The sequence below is a fragment of the Paracoccus sp. (in: a-proteobacteria) genome, assembly GCF_035556475.1.
Taxonomy (GTDB): Bacteria; Pseudomonadota; Alphaproteobacteria; order Rhodobacterales; family Rhodobacteraceae; genus Paracoccus.
The window spans coordinates 1-17,368 of sequence record NZ_DATMFA010000138.1 but is presented as its reverse complement, the minus strand read 5'-3'; the positions used below and the strand labels follow the sequence as shown (position 1 = coordinate 17,368).

Genomic DNA, 17,368 nt, shown 5'->3' with positions numbered 1-17,368 from the left:
CGCTCTTCGGAAAGCCCCGCCATCTGTGCGGGGCTTTTCTTTTGCAGCTATCGGAAACAGATGCCGACCGCATTCGCCTTCATCCTTGCCGCCCTTGCCGAGATCGCGGGATGCTTCGCCTTCTGGGCATGGCTGCGGCTGGGCAAGTCGCCCCTTTGGGCTGTGCCGGGCGTCGCCTCGTTGATCATCTTCGCCTGCGCGCTGACGCTGGTGCCCTCGGACGCGGCGGGCCGCGCCTATGCCGCCTATGGCGGGATCTATATCGCCGCCTCGCTGATCTGGCTCTGGCTGGTCGAGGGGGTGCGCCCCGACCGCTGGGACATGACCGGCGCGCTGATCTGCCTGATCGGCGCGGCGGTGATCCTGTTCGCCCCGCGCGGCGCGTGACTATTCCTCCAGCACCTCCAGCACGCCGGGAATGATCCGCAGCGCCTGACGGGCGGGCGTGGTCAAGGGCGCATCCTCGGTGATCTCGATATCGACCAGATCGTCGCCATCCCGAAGCCGCAGGGTGATCGGCCCGCGGGCGCGCATGGGGGCGTTGACCTCGGACTGGATGCGGGCCAGCGCCTCGGCAATGCCCGGCACGGCATCGAGGCCCGCAATCTCGACCGCCAGCCGGTTCGCGCCCGCATCCGCAACCGCCTGCTCCAGCGGCGTGACGCTGCGGGCCAGCAGCTTGACCTGATCGCCCGAAGGCTCGACCTGCACCTGCAGGACGACATTCTCGCCCGGCTCCAGATGCTGGCGATGCGCGTCGAGCGTGTCCGAGAACACCGTGACCTCGTAAAGGCCGGTCGGATCGGAGAGGCCCACGAAGGCGAAGCGCGTGCCGCGCGCCGACTTCTTCTCCTGCCGGAAGGCGACTGTCCCGGCCAGCGAGGCGACCAGCGCGCCATCCGCCGCCGCCTGCGTCACCTCGGCCAGGGTCTGGACGTTCTTGCGCCGCAGCGCCGGAAGATAATCATCCAGCGGATGCCCCGACAGGTAAAAGCCCACGGCGGCATGTTCCTCGCCCAACTTCTCGGCCGGCATCCAGATCGGCGCCGGGACCGGGCGCGGCGGCGGCAGATCCTCGCCCCCGCCGAAAAGCGAGGATTGGCTGGAAGCCGCAGCCGATTGCACCGCAGCCGACCACGCGACCAGACCATCAAGGGATTTCAGCACCTTGGAGCGGCTTTCATCGAGAATATCGAAGGCACCGGCGCGGGCCAGCATCTCCAGCGGGCGCTTGCCCACGCGCTTCATGTCGACGCGGCGGGCGAAATCATGCAGGTCGCGGAAGGGCGTGTCACCCCGCGCCTCGACGATCATGCGCATTGCATCGACGCCGACGCCCTTCAGCGCGCCAAGCGCATAGACGATCCGCCCCTCCTTGACGCTGAACGTCGCCTGCGAGCGGTTGACGCAAGGTGGGACCGTCTCGATCCCCATGCGGTCGGCTTCGCGCTTGTAGACGGCCAGCTTGTCGGTCAGATGGATATCGCAGTTCATCACCGCGGCCATGAACTCGACCGGGTGGTTCGCCTTCAGCCATGCGGTCTGATAGCTGACCACGGCATAGGCGGCGGCGTGCGACTTGTTGAAGCCGTAATTCGCGAATTTCTCGAGAAGGTCGAAGACCTCGCCGGCTTTCTTCTTGTCGATGCCCTGCGCGGCGCAGCCGTCGACGAACTTCGGCCGCTCCTTCGCCATTTCCTCGGCGATCTTCTTGCCCATGGCGCGGCGCAAAAGGTCGGCGCCGCCAAGGCTGTAGCCCGCCATGACCTGCGCGATCTGCATCACCTGTTCCTGATAGACGATGATGCCCTGCGTCTCGGCCAGGATCGGGTCGATGGTCGGATGCAGCGATTCCAGTTCGCGCAGCCCGTTCTTGACCTCGCAATAGGTCGGGATGTTCTCCATCGGGCCGGGGCGATAGAGGGCGACCAGCGCGACGATATCCTCGATGCAGGTGGGCTTCATGCGCCGGAGCGCATCCATCATGCCCGAGCTTTCGACCTGGAACACCGCGACCGTCCGGGCGCTGGCGAAGAGGTCGTAGCTTTCCTTGTCATCGAGCGGGATCAGGTTGATCTGGTTCTCGGCCCCCGCCGCGGGCTGGTAAAGCTCGCGCCCGTCGGCGGCGACATGCAGCGGCCGCCCGCCCCCGTTGATCAGGTCGACGGCGTTCTGGATCACGGTCAGGGTCTTCAAGCCAAGGAAGTCGAACTTCACCAGCCCGGCCTGCTCGACCCATTTCATGTTGAACTGCGTCGCCGGCATGTCGGAGGCCGGGTCGCGGTAAAGCGGCACCAGCTTGTCGAGCGGCCTGTCCCCGATCACCACGCCCGCCGCGTGGGTCGAGGCGTTCCTCAGCAAACCCTCGAGCTTGGCGGCGTAATCCAGCAGGCGGGCGACGACCTCCTCTTTCGCGGCCTCGCGCAGGCGCGGCTCATCGGCCAGGGCCTTGGTGACGCTGACGGGCTTCACCCCCTCGACCGGGATCATCTTCGACAGGCGGTCGACCTGACCGAAGGGCAGTTGCAGCACGCGCCCCACGTCGCGCACGGCGGCCTTGGAGAGCAGCGCGCCGAAGGTGATGATCTGGCCCACCTTGTCGCGGCCGTATTTCTCCTGAACGTAGCGGATCACTTCCTCGCGCCGGTCCATGCAGAAGTCGATGTCGAAGTCCGGCATCGAAACCCGCTCGGGGTTCAGGAAGCGCTCGAACAGCAGGGAGTAGCGCAGTGGGTCAAGGTCGGTAATGGTCAGCGCATAGGCCACGAGGCTGCCCGCGCCTGAGCCCCGGCCCGGCCCGACCGGAATGCCCTGATCCTTGGCCCATTTGATGAAATCGGCGACGATCAGGAAATAGCCGGGGAAGCCCATCTGCTCGATGATGCCCAGCTCGAACCGCAGCCGTTCCTCGTATTCCTCGACCGTGACGGCATGGGGAATGATCGCCAGCCGCGCCCGCAGCCCGTCCCAGGCCTGACGGCGCAGTTCCTCGACCTCGTCATCGGCAAAGCGCGGCAGGATCGGCTTGTGCTTCTTGACGGCGAAGGCGCAGCGCTGCGCGATTTCCACCGTGTTCTCGATCGCCTCGGGCAGGTCGGCGAAGAGCGTCGCCATCTCGGCCGGGGTCTTGAAGTAATGGTCGGGCGTCAACCGGCGGCGCGGCGCGGTCTGGTCGACATAGCTGCGGTCGGAAATGCAGATCAGCGCGTCATGCGCGGCAAAAAGCTCGGCCTTGGGGAAATAGACATCATTGGTGGCAACCAGCGGCAGGTCGAGCTGATAGGCAAGGTCGATCATGCCGCCCTCGGCCGCCTGCTCCTCGGGCACCGGGGCGCCGTTCCCGTCCTTGTGGCGCTGAAGCTCGACGTAAAGCCGCGTCGGGAAGGCCGCGGCCAGCCGTTCGACCAGCGCCCTCGCCTCCGGCAGGCGGCCTTGCGCGACAAGCTGTCCGACCGGACCCAGCGCGCCGCCGGTCAGGCAGATCAGCCCCTCGGCATGGGCCTCCAGCTCCTCTGGCAGGACATGGGGAAGTGACGCACCGTCACGAAGATAGAGGCAGCTCGAAAGCTTCATCAGATTGAGCCAGCCTGCCTCATTTTGCGCCAGCAGAACAACGGGTCCGGTGGCTGCGGCCTCCAGCGTCACCTGGCATCCGATGATGGGTTGGATGCCCGCATCCTGCGCCTTGACCGAAAACTCCAACGCTGCAAAAAGAGCGTTCGTGTCCGTCAGCGCAACTGCGGGCATTCCGTTTTGTGCTGCAAGATCAGCAAGTTTCTTGACCGGCACGGCACCTTCCAGCAAGGAGTGTTCGGAATGCGTGCGCAGGTGAATGAATCGGGGCGAATTTTCCGGCATGCCGCCAATCTAGGCGCGACCTGTCCAACTGTTCAATTGCCCAATGGCGGAAAAGCGCTAATGCTTGGCCTAAAATGTAAGAGGCGCGCAACGTGACCAATATTTTCCGGGCGGAGGGCCTGGGCAAGACCTATCCCGGCGTGCGCGCCAATGACGATATCAGCTTCTCTGTCGAGGCAGGGGAAATCCACGCGCTGCTGGGCGAGAATGGCGCGGGAAAATCCACCCTCGTCAAGATGATCTACGGCCTCGTCCGCCCCGATGACGGGCACATGACGCTGATGGGCGCGGCCCATGCCCCGGCCGATCCGCGTGCCGCGCGGGCTGCGGGCGTCGCGATGGTGTTCCAGCATTTCTCGCTCTTCGATGCGCTGAGCGTCGCCGAGAACATCGCGCTCGGGATGGAGAACCCGCCGCCCCGGGCCGAGCTTGCCCGCCGCATCGCCGAACTCTCGCGCAGCTACGGCCTGCCGCTGGACCCGGCGCGGCGCGTGGCCACCCTTTCCGCAGGAGAGCGGCAGCGGGTCGAGATCCTGCGTTGCCTGCTCCAGAACCCGCGCCTGCTGATCATGGACGAGCCCACCAGCGTCCTCACACCGCAAGAGGCCGAGATCCTGTTCGCGACGCTGCGCCAACTGGCCGCTGCCGGGACCGCGATCCTCTATATCAGCCACAAGCTGGACGAGATCCGCGGCCATTGCGACCGCGCCACCATCCTGCGCCATGGCAAGGTCATCCGCACGGTCGAGCCGCGCGCCCACAGCTCGCGCGAGCTTGCGGCGATGATGGTCGGGACCGAGATGCGGGTCGTGGACCGTTCGGGCCGCAGCCCCGGCGCGCAGGTTCTGGCGGTCAGCGGCCTCGTCACCCCGGCCTCGGGCGGGATCAGGCTGCGGGAGATCGCGCTCCGTCTCCATGCGGGCGAGATCCTGGGCATCGGCGGCGTCGCCGGCAACGGACAGGAGGAGCTGCTCGCCGCGCTTTCGGGTGAGGTGACGACCGCGCCGGGCACGATCACCCTCGACGGAACCGACCTCTCGGCTTTCGGGCCTGAGGCACGGCGCCGCGCCGGACTGCTCGCGGCGCCCGAGGATCGGCTGGGACATGCCGCCGTCCCCGAGTTCAGCCTGACCGAAAACACGCTGCTGACCGCCGCCTCGCGCCAGAACCTCGCGCGCCACGGCCTGATCGACCATGGCGCGGCGCGGCGTTTCGCGGAAAGCGTCATCGCGGCCTTCGACGTGCGCACCCCCGGCCCCGGCACCGCCGCCGGCGCGCTTTCGGGCGGCAACCTGCAGAAATTCGTCATCGGGCGCGAGGTGCTGGGACGGCCGCGCGTTCTGGTGGTGAACCAGCCGACATGGGGCGTCGATGCCGGCGCGGCCGCTGCCATCCGTCAGGCGCTTCTGGACCTTGCGGCGAATGGCGCCGGAATCATCGTCATCAGCCAGGATCTTGATGAATTGCTGGAACTTTCCGACCGCTTCTGCGCCCTGAACGAGGGGCGGCTTTCCGCCCCGCGCCCGACCGATGGCCTGACGATCGACGAGATTGGCCTGATGCTGGGCGGCGCGCATGGGATGGAGGTCGGCCATGTTCCGGCTTGAGCCACGCGCCAGCGCCCCCCTGCTGTGGCAGATCGCGACCCCGATCATGGCGGTGATCGCGACGATGATCGTGGGCGGCCTCCTGTTCGCCGCGCTCGGCTTTGATCCTGTCGCCTCGATCCGCACGATCTTCTGGGATCCGCTTTTCGGTCCCGCCGCCAGCTATTCGCGCCCGCAACTGCTGGTGAAGGCCGGGCCGCTGATCCTGATCGCCGCCGGCCTGTCGCTGGGCTTCCGCGCCGGCATCTGGAACATCGGGGCCGAGGGGCAATATATCATCGGCGGCATCTGCGGCGCGGCGGTGGCGCTCGCCGCCTATCCGCTCGAGGCCTTCTGGATCTTTCCGGCCATGATCCTCGCCGGCGCGCTTGGCGGCTGCGCCTGGGGCCTGATCCCGGCGATGCTGAGGAACTGGTTCGGCGCCTCCGAGATCCTCGTCTCGCTGATGCTGGTCTATGTCGCGCAGAAGATCGCGGCATGGATGGCCTTCGGTCCGCTGAAGAACCCCGAGGGCTTCAACTTCCCCGGCTCGCGCAACCTCCAGCAATATCCCGCGGCCTCGAACCCCGAACTGATCGCGAATACCGGGCTGCATTGGGGCGTGATCGCCGCGGTCCTCGCGCTTGTCGTGACATGGTTCGTGATGTCGCGGCACATGCTGGGCTTTCATATCCGCACCGCCGGCGCCGCACCCCGCGCCGCGCGCTTCGCCGGTGTCCGGCCCGAGCGTCTGGTGGCGCTGTGCCTTGGCGTCTCGGGCGCGCTGGCGGGCCTTGCCGGGCTTTTCGAGGCCGCAGGACCAGCCGGGCAGATCACCGAGAATTTCGGCTCGGGCTACGGCTTCACCGCGATCATCGTGGCCTTCCTCGGCCGTTTGCACCCGCTTGGCATCCTGCTGGCGGGCCTCCTCCTTGCCCTGACCTATATCGGGGGCGAATTGGCGCAGATGATGCTGCAACTGCCCGCCGCGACCGTGCAGGTCTTTCAGGGGATGCTGCTGTTCTTCCTGCTGGGCTTTGACCTGCTGACCCGCTACCGCATTCGGAGGCGCGCATGATGATCGACCCGATTGCCGTCTTCGTGCTGCTGCTGGGCGCGGCGACCCCGATCCTTTTCGCCGCCTTGGGCGAGTTGGTGGTCGAGCGCGCGGGCGTCCTGAACCTCGGGGTCGAGGGCATGATGATCGGCGGCGCGCTGGCCGGCTTTGCCGTCGCCAACGCCACCGGCAGCCCCGCACCGGGCTTCGTGGCCGCCGCCGTGGCGGGTGCGGCGCTCTCGATGATCTTCGCCATCCTGACCCAGTATCTGCTGTCCAATCAGGTTGCGACCGGCCTCGCGCTGACCCTTTTCGGCCTCGGGCTGACCGCCATGTTCGGCAAGCCCTATGAGGGGGTCAAGGCGCCCCCGATGATGGCCGGTCCCCTTGGCCTCAACCTGATGATCTGGCTGGGCCTTCTGATGGTGCCGCTGGTCTGGTGGTTCCTGATGCGCTCACGCGCGGGGCTGGTCCTGCGCGCCGTGGGCGAGAACCATGACGCGGCTCATGGCCTCGGCTATCCGGTCCGCGCCGTGCGCATCGGCGCGATTGCCTTTGGCGGCGCCATGGCGGGTCTGGGCGGGGCCTACATCTCGATCGCGACCGTCCTGCAATGGACCGAGGGCATGACTGCAGGTGCGGGCTGGATCGCGCTCGCCATCGTCGTCTTCGCGCAATGGAACCCCTGGGGCGCGCTGGCGGGAGCATGGCTTTTCGGCGGGGTCACGGTCCTGCAACTGCGCCTGCAGGCGGCGGGGGTCGCGGTCCCGGTCCAGCTTCTCAGCATGGCGCCCTACCTCGCGACGATCATCGTCCTCGTGCTGATCTCGGCGCGACAGAAATTCGGCCGCTCGAGCGGGGGGGCCGCACCCGGCTCGCTTGGCCGGCCCTTCCATGCGCTGCGCTAAGGCGGCGACATTCCTCAGGAGAGAGAGACCATGAAACGCAGAACCCTTCTCGGCAGCGCCGCCGCTTTGATGGCGGCCTCGGCCCTGCCGGCATTCGCCCAGGACGAAAAGCTGAAGATCGGCTTCATCTATGTCGGCCCGGTCGGCGATGGCGGCTGGACCTATCAGCACGACCTGGCCCGCAAGGCGGTCGAGGAGCAATATGGCGACAAGGTCGAGACGACCTTCATCGAAAGCGTTCCCGAAGGCGCCGATGCCGAACGCGCGCTGACCCAGCTGGCGCTGGCCGGCAACAAGCTGATCTTCGCGACCAGCTTCGGCTTCATGGACGCGACCGTGAACGTCGCCAAGAAATTCCCCGACATCAAGTTCGAGCACGCGACCGGCTACAAGCGCGCCGACAACCTCGCGACCTATGACGCCCGCTTCTACGAAGGCCGCGCCGTCATCGGCACCATCGCTGGCCGCATGACCAAGTCGAACAAGATCGGCTATATCGGCTCCTTCCCGATCCCCGAGGTCGTGCAGGGCATCAACTCGGCCTATATCCACGCCAAGAAGGTGAACCCGGATGTCGAGATGAAGGTGGTCTGGGCCTATAGCTGGTTCGATCCCGCGAAAGAGGCCGATGCCGCCGCCGCCCTGATCGCCGAGGGCGTGGACGTCCTCATGCAGCACACCGACTCGACCGCGCCGCTGGCCAAGGCACAGGAGGCCGGCGCCCTCGGCTTCGGTCAGGCCTCCGACATGGCAAGCTTCGCGCCCTCGCCCCGCATCTCCTCGATCGTCGACAACTGGGCGCCCTATTACATCAAGCGCGTGGGCCAGGTTCTCGACGGCAGCTGGCAGTCGCATGGCGTCTGGCTGGGCATCGGCGACGGCGAGGTGGTGATCGGCGAGATCACCGACGCCGTCCCCGCCGAGGTCAAGGCCGAGGCCGAGGCGCTGAAGGCGCAGATCGCTTCGGGCGAGCATCACCCCTTCACCGGGCCGCTGAAGAAGCAGGACGGCAGCGACTGGCTGGCCGAAGGGCAGAAGGCCACGGACGAGGAACTCTCGGGTATGAACTTCTATGTCGAGGGCATCACCGCCCCGATGCCCAAGTAATCCAGACCACCAGACAAGCGAAAACCGGGGCAATGCCCCGGTTTTTTCATTGCCCGCCCGGATTTATTCCAGATGGCTTTCGAGGAACCACAGATCCTTGTCCGCCGTCCGCGAAGCCCCGGTGAACAGATCGGCGGTATCCGCGTCGCCCGCCTCGTCGGTCGTGTCGATCGCCGCCCGGACCTTCGCGCCATAGTCGCGCATCCGCTCGCAAATGGCCTTGATGTGATCCTCGGCCTTGGTCAGGTCGGTCGGATATTCCTTGATCGTGCTGGCCTTGGCGACCTTTTCGACCGTGCCCACCGCCACGCCGTCAAGCTGCTGCACGCGCTCGGCCATTTCGTCGACATGCACCTGCAGGTTGGCGAAGGTCGTGTCGAAAAGCTCGTGGACGGCGATGAAATTCCGGCCCTTCACGTTCCAATGCGCTTGCTTGATCGCCGCCGAAAGCGCCACCGCATCGGCAAGCCGCGCGTTCAGCTCGGCAATCGCGGTCTTGCGGGCATTGTCGGTCAGGCCTTTCAGGTTCACTGCCATGGCTGTCTCCATCTTCTTTCGGGTTCGCTCAGACAACCCGGCATCACCGGCCGAGGTTCCATCCGCCAAGCTCTTCCAACCCAAAAGAAAAGGCGGCGCTTTCCCTCAGGAAAGCACCGCCATCGTTCCGCCAGAAAGCGACGATCGGGTCAGACCGCGCCCTGGATGAATTTCACGGCGTCGCCGAAAGTCTGGATGGTTTCGGCCGCGTCATCCGGGATCTCGATCCCGAACTCTTCTTCGAAAGCCATGACCAGTTCGACGGTATCCAGAGAATCGGCGCCCAGATCGTCGATGAAGGAGGCGCTCTCGGTCACCTTGTCCTCGTCAACGCCCAAATGCTCGACGACAATTTTCTTCACGCGATCAGCAATATCGCTCATGTCTCTTCCTCATTTTCGCGGGCATCCGCCCAAGATGTGACGGCTTGCGCCGACGCCAGCCCAGAGCGGATGCCCTGCAGCCTTGTTCGCGGGATATAGCACGCGAACGTGATCTTGCAACCGGATAAACCGAAGTTCACAGCATCGCCATACCGCCGTTGACATGCAAGGTCGCACCGGTGACATAGCCTGCCTCGGCGCTGGCAAGATAAAGGACGGCAGCGGCGATTTCCCTGGGATTGCCCATGCGCCCGGCAGGGATCTGCCCCAGGATCCGCGCCTTCTGGTCCTCGTTCAGCTTCCCGGTCATCGCGGTCTCGATAAAGCCCGGCGCCACGCAGTTCACCGTGATCCCGCGCGAGGCGACCTCATAGGCCAGGCTCTTCGACATCCCGACCAGCCCGGCCTTGGCCGCGGCATAATTGCCCTGCCCCGGATTTCCGGTCGCACCCACCACCGAGGTGATGTTGACGATCCTGCCCCAGCGCGCCTTCATCATGCCGCGCAGCACACCCCGGCACAGCCGGAAGTTCGAGGTCAGGTCCACGTCAAGAACCTGCGCCCATTCCTCGTCGGACATGCGCATGAACAGGTTGTCGCGCGTGATCCCGGCATTGTTGACCAGGATGTCGACGCTGCCCATGGCCTCGGCCGCGGCCTTCGGCAGGGCCTCGACGGCGGCGGCATCACCAAGGTTCGCCGTCACCACATGCGCCCGCTCGCCAAGCGTCTCGGCCAGTTCACGCAGCGGCGGCTCGCGCGTCCCTGACAGCGCGACCGTCGCGCCCGCCTCGTGCAAGGCTTGGGCGATCGCGCCGCCGATCCCGCCCGATGCGCCCGTGATCAGGGCATTCTTGCCGGTCAGATCAAACATCTCGAAGCCTCTTCACTGTTTCTCGAAATACCCCGGGGGAATCCCGCAGGGATGGGGGCAGAGCCCCCTCTTCACGCCTTCAGCGCCGCGATATCCGCAGGCGTGCCGATGTTCTTCGTCACCGCGTCCTTCGCGATGCGCTTGATCATGCCCGAAAGCGCCTTGCCCGCGCCGATCTCCCAGAATTCGGTGACGCCGGCCCCGGCCATGAAGGCGACGGATTCGCGCCAGCGCACCGAGCCCGTGACCTGCTCGACCAGCAGGCGGCGGATCACGCCCGGATCGGATACCGGCTCGGCCCGCACATTGGCAACCAGCGGAACCGCCGGGGTGGCGATCTCGACCGCCGCCAGCGCCTCGGCCATCACGGCCGCAGCCGGCTGCATCAACGCCGAATGGAAGGGCGCCGAGACCGGCAGCATCAGCGCGCGTTTCGCGCCCCGCTCCTTGGCCAGCGCCGCCGCACGCTCGACCGCCGCCTTGTGACCCGAGATCACCACCTGCGCCGGATCATTGTCATTCGCGGCCTGGCAGACCTCGCCTTCGGCCGCGTCGCGCGCGATCTGGTCGACAGTCGCAAAGTCGAGGCCGAGGATCGCGGCCATCGCGCCCTGCCCGACCGGCACCGCCTCCTGCATCGCCTGTCCGCGCAGCCGCAAGAGGCGCGCGGTATCGGAAAGCCCCAGCGCCCCGGCGGCGCAAAGCGCGGAATATTCGCCCAGCGAGTGACCGGCAACGAAATCGGCATCCTTGATCCCGAAGCCTTCCGCCTCCAGCGCCCGGAACGCCGCCATCGAGGTCGCCATCAGCGCCGGTTGCGCATTCTGCGTCAGGGTCAGCATCTCGATATCGCCGTTCCAGATCAGGTCGGACAACTTCTCGCCAAGCGCCTCGTCCACTTCGGCAAACACGTCGCGCGCGGCCGGATAGGCCTCGGCCAGCTCACGTCCCATGCCGATGACCTGGGCGCCCTGGCCGGGAAATACAAATGCCCGCATCCTGCGTTCCTCTTGCTTCGTTATTTCTCACAGCCTTAGCGACTGGGCGCGCGAACGGCAACTCCGCCGCGTCACCTCGGGATGACGATCTCGGCCCTGAGACCGCCCATCCGCGCGCCGTTCACCAGCCGGAGCTGCCCGCCATGCGCCCGCGCGATATCGGCCGCGATCGAGAGGCCGAGCCCCACCCCCTGGACCTGGTTCTGGTTCCGCGCCAGATCGAGGCGGGTGAAGGGTCTCATCGCCTCCTCGCGCCGTTCAGCGGGAATGCCCGGCCCGTCATCCTCGACCGAGATCCGAAAATAGCTTGGCCCCAGTGCCGCCTCGACCTCGGCATGGTCGCCATAGCGCACGGCATTGCCGATCAGGTTCTCGACCGCGCGACGCAGGCTGTCGCGGCGGAAGGTCGCCCGACCGCCGGGATCGCCCTGTATTTCGCCCAGACTGACCGACTGGCCGCCACGCTGGGCATCGGCGACGATGCCGCGCACGAATTCCAGCGCCGGGATCGCGACCGGGGGGGCATCCTGCGCCGTTTCGCGGGCATGGACCAGAAAGGCGTCGATCATCCGCCCCATCGCCGCCACATCCTCCTCGAGCCCGGCAATCTCCTCCTGCTCCGGCGGCAGATCCGGCGACAGCATCGAGATCCCCAGCCGCAGCCGCGTCAGCGGTGTCCGCAGGTCATGGCTGATCCCCGAAAGCATCAGCTTGCGCTGTTCGTTCTGCCGTTCGATCCGCGAGCGCATTTCCAGAAAGGCGGTGCCGGCGCTGCGGATCTCGGTCGCGCCGACCGGGCGATAGGGGATGATCCGGCCCTTGCCATATTCCTCGGCCGCCCGCGCCAGCCGCTTGATCGGGCGCAACTGGTTGCGCAAGAAGACGGTGGCGATGGCGGTCATCAGCAGCGAGGTCCCGATCATCAGCACCAGAAGCTGGTGCGGGTTCGAGGCGCTGACCCTCTCACGCGGGAACACCAGCTGATAGGCGCCGAACTTGCTGCCCAGCGTCACCCTGACCTCGCGACTCTCGCCAAGGTCGACCCCCTCGACCTGCGGCACGCGGCGATGCATCTCGCTGATCACCACGCGGCCCGAAAGGTCATAGAAGACGCGCCAGTCGCGCGGCGGCACATCCGCCGGCATGATCAGCTGCAGTTCCAGCGGCTCGGTCTCGCTCTCCGCGGCGCGCCGGGCGGCGTCCATGTCGGGTGCATCGTCGATCCGCTCCGCCACCAGCGCGATTTCTCGCGTCATGCTGGCGGTCATCTGCCGCGTCACGTCCTCGAAATGGCGTTGCAGGAACATGACTGTCACCACGATCGTGACCACGACGACCGGCAGGAACAGGATCAGCGCGGCACGACCGTAAAGCCCGCGCGGCATCACCCTCTTCAACCATTCGAATTCCATGCTCGGCCTTCCTCCGGTGTCTTCCCCAGTCGCCCGGACGCAGGTTAGGTTAGCGCCATGACGCATCACTCGGAAGCCCTGCGGGTCATTACCGCCGCCAATCCCTCGCCCCTGACCGGGCCGGGCACCAATACCTTCCTGCTTGGCCACAGGCGGATCGCGGTGATCGACCCCGGCCCCGACCTGCCCGCCCATCGCGAGGCGATTCTCGCCGCAGCAGGGGCCGGGCGGATCAGCCATATCTTCGTCACCCATGCCCATCTCGATCATTCCGAGGGGGCGGCCGCCCTCGCCGAGGCGACCGGCGCGCCGATCCTCGCCTTCGGCCCGCCCGAGGCCGGACGCTCGCCCCTGATGCACCGGCTGGCGCTGGAGGGCGGGCTTGACGGCGGCGAGGGGCTCGACCGCGCCTTCCTGCCCGACATCCTGCTCGGCGACCGCGAGGTGGTCGAGGACGAGGAATGGTCCCTGACCACGATCCACACGCCCGGACATTTCGCCGGCCATCTCAGCTTTCGCTGGCAGGACTGGATCTTTTGCGGTGATCTGGTGATGGGCTGGTCCTCGACCCTGATCTCGCCGCCCGACGGGGATCTCGCGGATTATTTCCGCTCGCTCACCCGGATCGGGGCCGAGAATCCGGCGCGCCTGCTGCCCGCCCATGGCGATCCGGTCGAGACGCCCGCGACCCGGATCGCCGAACTCGCCGCCCATCGGCGCGACCGCACCGCCCAGATCCTCGCCGCCCTGCGCGAAAAGCCGGGCGACGCCGCGGCGCTTGCCGCGCGAATCTACGACATTCCCCCGCAACTTCTGCCTGCCGCGCGGAGGAATGTTCTGGCCCACCTGATCGCGCTGGCCGAACTTGGTGCGGTCCGACCTTCCGCAACCCTTTCCGCCGACACGATATTCACCGCTCTGTAGCCATATTTTCTTTTATTTTCAGATAGATGAAAACTTTCTTGAAAAAAATGCGACACCCCTCTGGACGACCCCAGATACCGCCGCTATACACCGCCCCGTGTTCCGGCGTAGCTCAGCGGTAGAGCAGTTGACTGTTAATCAATTGGTCGTAGGTTCGATCCCTACCGCCGGAGCCAAAAATCCCCAAGGATTTCTGAGAGTTACGAGCCCACTGATCCAGTGGGCTTTTCCATTTCCGGCCCCTAGGAGACTTCTAGGAGACTGATCGGGTTCGGCGGACAGTGACGTAGCGTCAGGGGTCGTAATCCAGCCCCGCGAAGGACTTGGCCCGCGTCCTTCATGGACATCAGCCCGAATCGCTGCCCTGCCCTGTCAGACGCGTAAGACACCCGGATTGCAGGAGCTTGCCCGGCTCTCGAAAACCCGACTATCGTCGGCGCATGGTCCGCACCTATCGCCCCCAACCCCTGACTTCCCGATCCTGCACGATCTGCGGATCGCGGTTCCGCGCCAAGCGGCAGGACGCCCGCCTGTGCTCGCAATCCTGTCGGCACCGCGCGAGCCGTTATCAGGCGGGCGGGCGGGTCTGTCACCAGCATCGGGTGAAGGTCGCGGCGCTGGCAGAACTGGAACAGATAAGTGCCCCCGTCACGCTGGCAGGCTGCAAGGTCGAGGAAGTCAGCCGCGCGGTCGCTGCCCCGATCATAGCACGTTACGAATGGCTCGGGGATGTCGGCATGGCGGAAAGGTTCTTTGCCGCCTTCACGCCTGCCGGGGAAGTCATGGCGCTGGTCGGCTTCACCCTCGACCGTCACAGGCTCGCAGACGGGGGTCAGACGGCCTGTCTGGCTCGCGGCTGCACGACCCCCGCCGCGCATCGACATGCCGCTAGCTGGCTCATAGGGCGGGCGCTGCGGGCCTTGCGCAAGGAAGGGGTGCGGCGGGTGATCGCATATAGCGATCCGTTGGCCGGGGAACGCGGGGTGATCTATGCCGCCTGCGGCTTCCGGGCGGTGCCCGTGAAGGTCAAGGCGCTCTATCGGCTCCGACCGCCTCGCGTGCGCTGGTATGAACATCATCGGTGCTTGTCGGATCGCGGCTTGCGGCGACAAGGCCGGGACTGGTCGCACGACGATGCACGGGCGGCAGGCTGGACGGTCGAGCGTATCCCGCAGCGGGTGCGCTGGGAACGCGACCTGTAGAACCGACGCCCGACCGATCCGGGAACGTGGATCAGCCGGGCGTCCCGCGCGGCCCCTTCCCCGGTGCGGGCCGGGAAACTCAGTTCAGCATCGCCGGGGGCACGGTCGGCGCGGCAGACCCTGCCGCCATTTCCGCCTCGCTCGGCAGTATCTGGTCGCGGGCTGAGACGTAAATCTCGGCAAGCTCGTGCAGCGTCACGGTCTTCGTGCCTTCGCTTTCCAGCTTTCGGATGCGCTGCTCAATGAGCAGGACAAGAAGTTCATCGAAGCCCAGCCGAAGGGTGCGGTTGCTCGGCCTGATCCCTTCGGACAAGGCTCGCGCCAAGGCGTCGTAGTGTTCCAGCCTCTCGCCCGCGTAGGCGCGTTCGGCGAGGTCCATGAACTTGCCGGGGGGCAGGCCCCGCGCCACGGCGACGGCACGCCCGATCAGCGAACGGTCAGCGATGCGGACAGTGGTTTCCTCGGTCATGCGGCAATCCTTCCCATATCCAGATTCGCGCGGTTCAGCGCCGCCTTCGCAGCGTCGAAAGGCAAGAAAACTTCAAGTCGCGGCAGGTCTTCGACGGCCTCAAAGCTCAAGCCGTCGATCAGGGCGCTGATGGTCAGCAGCCGGATCAGGCCCAACTTGTCCTCGACCTGCTGACAGGCGGCGACGATCAAGGCGGGGGTCGTCAGGTCGCCTTTCCAGTCGCGCGCCAGTTCGATGTCGGGGCCGGACAGCCAAGCTGGCAGCACCGCCTCGACCTCTCCGCGCCGGATCAGGTCAGGGGCCTCTGGCAAGCCCGCCAAAGGCGCGAAGGCGCAAAGCTGTAGCGCCCACAGGCGAAGATCACCCAGCCCCCGACCCCGCATCAAGGCGAACTCGCCCCCGTCATCGTCGGCGATGATCCAGATGCGCTGCCGGTCATAAGCACGCCGGGACAGGCCCAGATGCACCAGCGCCACCGCCGCCCCGATGGTGTGCCGGTATTCATGCAGACCAATTAGCACGCCCGGCGTCATGCGACGAACCTCGCGGCGAAGGCATACCAGTCTTCTGGCCGGTCGCCGCGTCCTGCCAATTCCCCGAAAGCCGTCTCTGATGCCGCTTCAACGGCCTCAAAGCTGATGACCTCGGCCAGCCAATGTGCCGTCGCGGCTCGGGTGCGCATGACCTGCCACGCGGCAATGTCGCGCTGTTCCAGAAGCTCGCAAGTGCGGCCGATCAGGGCAGCGGCGGCAATGCCACCTCGCCAGCGGGTCATGGCTGCGCGATCCGAAGGCCGAAGCTCGGCGAGGGTCAGCAAGCGCCCGCGATCAGGATCACCGGCTTCGGTGAACAGCAGCCGGTAAGCTGCGCCGGGAATGCCTGCCAGACTGGCGAATGCCGCCAGCGCCTCGGCCTCGCCCCGGATCGCGGCGGGAATGTCCGCCTGCCGGATGGTCGGGCCTTCCGGCCCCGGCACTAGCTGGCAATCGCCATATTCGACCGGACTGATACCCAGCCGGATCAGGGCAGCGCCGTAGCCGACGAGATGACGAATCTGCGCGGAGTCCAGGATCATCTCTTGTCTCCCAGCCCCAGCGCGAGGGCCAGCAGCCCGGATGGTCGGCCCGCGACCAGCGTTGCCCGGCCCCGTTCGATGCCATCCGCGATCCGTTCCAGTGCGAACAGTCCCGCGCGGGTGTCATCCTCGCCCTTGGCCCCCGCCCGCAGGCTGGCAAGCTCGGTGCGCAGCGTCTCGACCTCTTTTCGCAGCGCGGCGTTGGCCCGGTCGATGACCGGCTTGCCGTCCGGTCCGATTTTCAACATTCGCGGCCCTCCGCTTTTTCGACTGCCGCCAAGATGCTTTCGGCGGCAGGCTCAGCCTTGAAGGCGTCGATTGCCGCCTGCTGCCGCGCATCTGCCGCAAAGGCGTCTTCCTCAGCCTGCGCTAGCTGACGCTCGCAGATACGAACCATCGCTCGCACGACTTCTAGGCGATGCCGCGCGAGGCGCACGCGATCATCAGCGATGATGGCCCCTGTGCCTTCGGCAAGGACTTCTATGAACTTCATGGTGCCTTCGGTGGTCATCGACATGATCAGTCCTCCGTCAGTTTTCTGATGTAGTCGCGGGCACGGGCTTGCACCCCGGCAGGTCCAGCGCCTGCGTCCACGATGCTCGGCGGAATGCGGAACTTGCCGACAATCTTGGACGCGTCGACCTTGCCAGTTGCCAGCGCCGCCGTGGCAGCGATGCTGTGCAGTCGGTCCAGCGCAGCCATACGCTTCGCAGCCCTGCTTATGTCGAGACGCAGCATTCCCGCGACCTCGCGCAAGCGGGCGGTGGTGCGCAGGCGATCTTCTCCGTATCCGCGACCGATCCGGGCAGCAGCCTCGGCCAGTTCCCCGCCCTCCGCCTCCTTGCCCTCTAGGATCAGGGCCGCGCTTTCCATGTCCTGCGCCAAGGCCCGGACAGCGGCAATCGTGGCCTTGATCTCGGACGGGTGCGCCCGCAGTGCCAAGAGCCGGGACTCAACCTCCGGCCCCGGCAGATGGCG

Annotated in this window: 19 protein-coding genes and 1 tRNA gene; 8 read left to right on the top strand and 12 right to left on the bottom strand. The window is 66.4% G+C overall.

The window, feature by feature from the left end; translation table 11 throughout:
- Positions 1-60: 60 nt before the first annotated feature.
- A complete protein-coding gene (locus tag VNQ78_RS19445) occupies positions 61-387 on the top strand; it encodes a YnfA family protein (protein ID WP_325692990.1) in 327 nt (108 codons plus the stop codon).
- On the opposite strand, the gene dnaE is transcribed toward VNQ78_RS19445, so the two are convergent.
- Positions 388-3,858, bottom strand: coding sequence for a DNA polymerase III subunit alpha (gene dnaE / locus VNQ78_RS19440; protein WP_325692987.1), 3,471 nt, complete (start codon positions 3,856-3,858; stop codon positions 388-390).
- Between the two features lie 92 nt (positions 3,859-3,950).
- Here dnaE and VNQ78_RS19435 point away from each other — a divergent pair, with 92 nt between their 5' ends.
- The 4 genes from VNQ78_RS19435 to VNQ78_RS19420 are packed head-to-tail and all read left to right on the top strand — an operon-like array spanning position 3,951 to position 8,516.
- Positions 3,951-5,465, top strand: a complete 1,515-nt coding sequence (locus VNQ78_RS19435; RefSeq protein ID WP_325692985.1) for an ABC transporter ATP-binding protein — start codon at positions 3,951-3,953, stop codon at positions 5,463-5,465.
- The gene (locus VNQ78_RS19430) at positions 5,452-6,522 is read left to right on the top strand and encodes an ABC transporter permease (RefSeq protein WP_325692983.1); all 1,071 of its coding nucleotides are present in this window, start codon (positions 5,452-5,454) and stop codon (positions 6,520-6,522) included. Before VNQ78_RS19435 ends, VNQ78_RS19430 begins: the two co-directional genes overlap by 14 nt.
- On the top strand, positions 6,519-7,409 hold the full coding sequence (locus VNQ78_RS19425; RefSeq protein WP_325692980.1) for an ABC transporter permease: 891 nt from the start codon (positions 6,519-6,521) through the stop codon (positions 7,407-7,409). The genes VNQ78_RS19430 and VNQ78_RS19425 overlap by 4 nt, the downstream gene beginning before the upstream one ends.
- 30 nt (positions 7,410-7,439) lie before the next feature.
- Complete coding sequence (locus tag VNQ78_RS19420; RefSeq protein ID WP_325692976.1) at positions 7,440-8,516, top strand: BMP family ABC transporter substrate-binding protein; 1,077 nt, start codon at positions 7,440-7,442, stop codon at positions 8,514-8,516.
- Between the two features lie 63 nt (positions 8,517-8,579).
- On the opposite strand, the gene dps is transcribed toward VNQ78_RS19420, so the two are convergent.
- The 5 genes from dps to VNQ78_RS19395 all read right to left on the bottom strand — a co-directional run bounded on the left by dps (position 8,580) and on the right by VNQ78_RS19395 (position 12,720).
- Positions 8,580-9,065 carry a DNA starvation/stationary phase protection protein Dps gene (gene dps, locus VNQ78_RS19415; RefSeq protein WP_325692973.1) on the bottom strand — a complete coding sequence of 162 codons (486 nt, stop codon included), beginning with the start codon at positions 9,063-9,065 and terminating at the stop codon, positions 8,580-8,582.
- Positions 9,066-9,202: 137 nt separating this feature from the next.
- Entirely contained in the window at positions 9,203-9,436 is a 234-nt protein-coding gene (locus tag VNQ78_RS19410; protein ID WP_028720942.1) for an acyl carrier protein, read from the bottom strand.
- A 136-nt stretch (positions 9,437-9,572) separates the two neighbouring features.
- Positions 9,573-10,310: a 3-oxoacyl-ACP reductase FabG gene (fabG, locus tag VNQ78_RS19405; protein ID WP_325692960.1), complete on the bottom strand. Its 738-nt coding sequence runs from the start codon at positions 10,308-10,310 to the stop codon at positions 9,573-9,575.
- Between the two features lie 71 nt (positions 10,311-10,381).
- Positions 10,382-11,308 (bottom strand): ACP S-malonyltransferase, encoded by a 927-nt coding sequence (fabD, locus tag VNQ78_RS19400; RefSeq protein WP_325692958.1) that lies wholly within the window; start codon positions 11,306-11,308, stop codon positions 10,382-10,384.
- A gap of 71 nt (positions 11,309-11,379) precedes the next feature.
- A complete protein-coding gene (locus VNQ78_RS19395; protein ID WP_325692956.1) occupies positions 11,380-12,720 on the bottom strand; it encodes an ATP-binding protein in 1,341 nt (446 codons plus the stop codon).
- 57 nt (positions 12,721-12,777) lie between these two features.
- Here VNQ78_RS19395 and VNQ78_RS19390 point away from each other — a divergent pair, with 57 nt between their 5' ends.
- The 3 genes from VNQ78_RS19390 (at position 12,778) to VNQ78_RS19380 (ending at position 14,846) form a co-directional block, all read left to right on the top strand.
- On the top strand, positions 12,778-13,644 hold the full coding sequence (locus VNQ78_RS19390) for an MBL fold metallo-hydrolase (RefSeq protein WP_325692953.1): 867 nt from the start codon (positions 12,778-12,780) through the stop codon (positions 13,642-13,644).
- Between the two features lie 101 nt (positions 13,645-13,745).
- A tRNA-Asn gene (locus tag VNQ78_RS19385) sits at positions 13,746-13,820 on the top strand.
- A 264-nt stretch (positions 13,821-14,084) separates the two neighbouring features.
- Positions 14,085-14,846, top strand: a complete 762-nt coding sequence (locus tag VNQ78_RS19380; RefSeq protein ID WP_325692951.1) for a hypothetical protein — start codon at positions 14,085-14,087, stop codon at positions 14,844-14,846.
- A gap of 79 nt (positions 14,847-14,925) precedes the next feature.
- Here the strand turns inward: VNQ78_RS19380 and VNQ78_RS19375 are convergent, their stop codons facing one another.
- The 6 genes from VNQ78_RS19375 to VNQ78_RS19350 form a co-directional block, all read right to left on the bottom strand.
- Positions 14,926-15,315, bottom strand: a complete 390-nt coding sequence (locus tag VNQ78_RS19375) for a hypothetical protein (protein ID WP_325692948.1) — start codon at positions 15,313-15,315, stop codon at positions 14,926-14,928.
- A complete protein-coding gene (locus VNQ78_RS19370) occupies positions 15,312-15,848 on the bottom strand; it encodes a hypothetical protein (protein WP_325692945.1) in 537 nt (178 codons plus the stop codon). The genes VNQ78_RS19375 and VNQ78_RS19370 overlap by 4 nt, the downstream gene beginning before the upstream one ends.
- Positions 15,845-16,390, bottom strand: coding sequence for a hypothetical protein (locus VNQ78_RS19365; protein ID WP_325692943.1), 546 nt, complete (start codon positions 16,388-16,390; stop codon positions 15,845-15,847). Before VNQ78_RS19365 ends, VNQ78_RS19370 begins: the two co-directional genes overlap by 4 nt.
- Positions 16,387-16,638, bottom strand: coding sequence for a hypothetical protein (locus tag VNQ78_RS19360; protein ID WP_325692939.1), 252 nt, complete (start codon positions 16,636-16,638; stop codon positions 16,387-16,389). The genes VNQ78_RS19365 and VNQ78_RS19360 overlap by 4 nt, the downstream gene beginning before the upstream one ends.
- Entirely contained in the window at positions 16,632-16,907 is a 276-nt protein-coding gene (locus VNQ78_RS19355; protein WP_325692937.1) for a hypothetical protein, read from the bottom strand. Before VNQ78_RS19355 ends, VNQ78_RS19360 begins: the two co-directional genes overlap by 7 nt.
- A gap of 2 nt (positions 16,908-16,909) precedes the next feature.
- Positions 16,910-17,368 (bottom strand): hypothetical protein (locus VNQ78_RS19350; RefSeq protein WP_325692934.1); only part of this gene is annotated, 459 nt, incomplete at its 5' end.